Below are 2,910 nucleotides of genomic sequence, written 5' to 3'. Positions count from 1 at the left end.
TCTACCTCACCGTCTATCTCCAGCCAGGTCATGCTACGGCATGTTTCGAGAGGAACCAGCGGATGCCCAGCTCGATTAATCTTTCACTCCTATACGCAGGTCACACGAATGATTTGCATATCAAAACCGCTTGCGGTCCTCCACGCGCCTTTCGGCACGCTTCAACCTGCCCACGCATAGATCGCTGGGCTTCGGGTCTTATCCTGCAGACTCCACGCACTTTTAATACGCCGTCCCATGCCCGAAGGCTACGGACCTGTTGGTTTCCCTTCGGCTCCCCTTTTGGGTTAACCTTCGCCTACAGAATAAACTCTCTGGCCCGTTCTTCAAAACGTACGTTACGACACCGGCAACCACGCCCGTACTACCGCCTCGCGACGGGTTCCTTCACGTGGAAGATCCTTTCGCGCCGTAACTCACTATCACCTATCAGTTTCAGGCGCTTTTAACCACCTTTCAAGGGTTACTTTTCAGCCTTCGCTCACGCTACTAATACGCTATCGGTTTCGAGTAGTATTTAGTTTTGGAGGTTGATGACCCCCAGATTCCCGCGAGAATTCCGACCCGCGGTACTCAAGACACTACCAGGATACCTCGGCTTGCACGTACGGGGCTATCACCCTCTTTGGCACCCCATTCCAGAGGATTTCCGTTTGACCTTGGTATCCAGACGGTAGGCTTACTACACCACATCTCCCTTGCGGGATTCAGTTTGAACTCTGTCGTGTTCGATCGCCTCTACTAACGACATCTCGGTTGATTTCTTTTCCTCCCCCTACTAAGATGTTTCAATTCGGGGGGTTCCCGATCCTTACGGATCAACACCGAAGTGTTGGGATGTCCCATTAGGGAATCTCCGGATCGTAGACTCCATGCGTCTTCCCGGAGCTTATCGCAGCTTGGCACGCCCTTCTTCGGCACTCGAACCGAGCCATCCACTGATAGGCATATCGCCATTCCGCTGAACTCATTTGACGTCCAGAGTACGCACCTATACACAGCCTCCTCAGGTCAAAGACCTTCAGCCCTTCCCCGGTGATTCGCATCTCCGGGTGCATTATAGACCGGACTGGTTTCGCCTGTCCGGCCTAGTGGACTCAGGGGGATTTGAACCCCCGGCCTCCGCCTCGCAAAGGCGGCGCTCTTCCAACTGAGCTATGAGCCCGAATCACTCGCTGACATCGGCAATTTTACGTTTTGTTCAGCAACCGCTTAACCCAAGTAATTTCTTTAGGAGGTGATCCAGCCGCAGATTCCCCTACGGCTACCTTGTTACGACTTAACCCCCCTTGCGGAACCTAGATTCGACTGCGGCAACGACCGCAGCCTCATCCAAACCCCACTCGGGTGGTTTGACGGGCGGTGTGTGCAAGGAGCAGGGACACATTCACCGCGTTATTTTGAAACGCGATTACTACAGATTCCAGCTTCATGTGGGCGAGTTACAGCCCACAATCCGAACTACGGACAGGTTTAGGAGATTGCCTCCACCTTTCGGTGTCGATACCCATTGTCCTGCCCATTGTAGCCCGCGTGTAGCCCGGATAATTCGGGGCATGCTGACCTACCGTTGCCCATTCCTTCCTCCTCTTTAGCAGAGGCGGTCCCAACAGTGTCCCCATCAATCCGGAGATCATGCTGGCAACTGTTGGCGTGGGTCTCGCTCGTTGCCTGACTTAACAGGATGCTTCACAGTACGAACTGACGACGGCCATGCACCTCCTCTCAGCTAGTCATGCAGAGTCTTCAGCCCGGCAATCATTCTGCTGTCCTATCCGGTGAGATTCCCGGCGTTGAGTCCAATTAAACCGCAGGCTCCACCTGTTGTGGTGCTCCCCCGCCAATTCCTTTAAGTTTCAGCCTTGCGACCGTACTTCCCAGGCGGTACGTTTCACGGTTTCCCTTCGGCACCTCGACGACTCGTGGTCGTCGATACACCTAACGCACATCGTTTACGGCTGGGACTACCCGGGTATCTAATCCGGTTTGCTCCCCCAGCTTTCGTCCCTCACTGTCGAAGCCGTTCTGGTGAGGCGCCTTCGCCACAGGTGGTCCCTCAAGGATTACAGGATTTCACTCCTACCCCCGAAGTACCCCTCACCTCTCCCGGTTCCAAGACTGCCAGTATCTCTTAGACGCCCGACGGTTGAGCCGCCGGATTTCCCAAGAGACTTAACAACCCAGCTACGAACGCTTTAAGCCCAATAAAAGTGGCCACCACTCGAGCCGCCGGTATTACCGCGGCGGCTGGCACCGGTCTTGCCCGGCCCTTTCTTCAGGTGTTTTTTAGACACCTGGACAGCCTGCATATACAGGCACTCGAGGTTCCCTTATCACGGTTGCCCGCATTGTAAAGTTTTCGCGCCTGCTGCGCCCCGTAGGGCCTGGATTCGTGTCTCAGAATCCAACTCCGGGCTCTTGCTCCCACAACCCGTACCGATTACTGGCTTGTTGGGCCGTTACCCCAACAACAACCTAATCGGCCGCAGATCCATCCTAAGGCGCCGGAACTTTGAGTTACAGAGCATTCCAGCATCTGTAACCTATAGGGTATTATCCCCAGTTTCCCGGGGTTATCCCCTTCCTTAGGGCAGGTTATCCACGTGTTACTGAGCAGTACGCCGAGGGCCGAACCCTCTCGACTCGCATGGCTTAATCGAACCCCGATAGCAGTGACCTCTGGCAGGATCAACCAGAATTTGGAAGTAATGCACACTACTAAACTTGGGAGGAATTAGCGGTTACTGAACAAATTTCCGCATTGCCAATGCCAACGTCAGAACCAACCCGCGTCACGGCGCGGTCACGTTGATTCCCCATCAACAGGAAAACAATGTTTATTTTACAAGTATTTAAACATGTGTTTCCTGCATCGGATTCGAGAATGCTCTCGAATCTTCACGTCCTTTT

Annotated in this window: 1 tRNA gene and 2 rRNA genes; all 3 read right to left on the bottom strand. The window is 54.0% G+C overall.

The window, feature by feature from the left end:
• Positions 1 to 963 (bottom strand): 23S ribosomal RNA (locus EI28_RS14515); the annotation flags it as partial.
• A gap of 129 nt (positions 964 to 1,092) precedes the next feature.
• Positions 1,093 to 1,165, bottom strand: a tRNA-Ala gene (locus EI28_RS12255).
• A gap of 67 nt (positions 1,166 to 1,232) precedes the next feature.
• A 16S ribosomal RNA gene (locus EI28_RS12250) occupies positions 1,233 to 2,699 on the bottom strand.
• Between the last annotated feature and the right edge of the window lie 211 nt (positions 2,700 to 2,910).

This window comes from Methanoculleus sp. MH98A, assembly GCF_000691865.1.
Taxonomy (GTDB): Archaea; Halobacteriota; Methanomicrobia; order Methanomicrobiales; family Methanoculleaceae; genus Methanoculleus.
The sequence above is the reverse complement of the archived record's forward strand: the minus strand, read 5'-3'. Positions and strand labels throughout refer to the sequence as shown.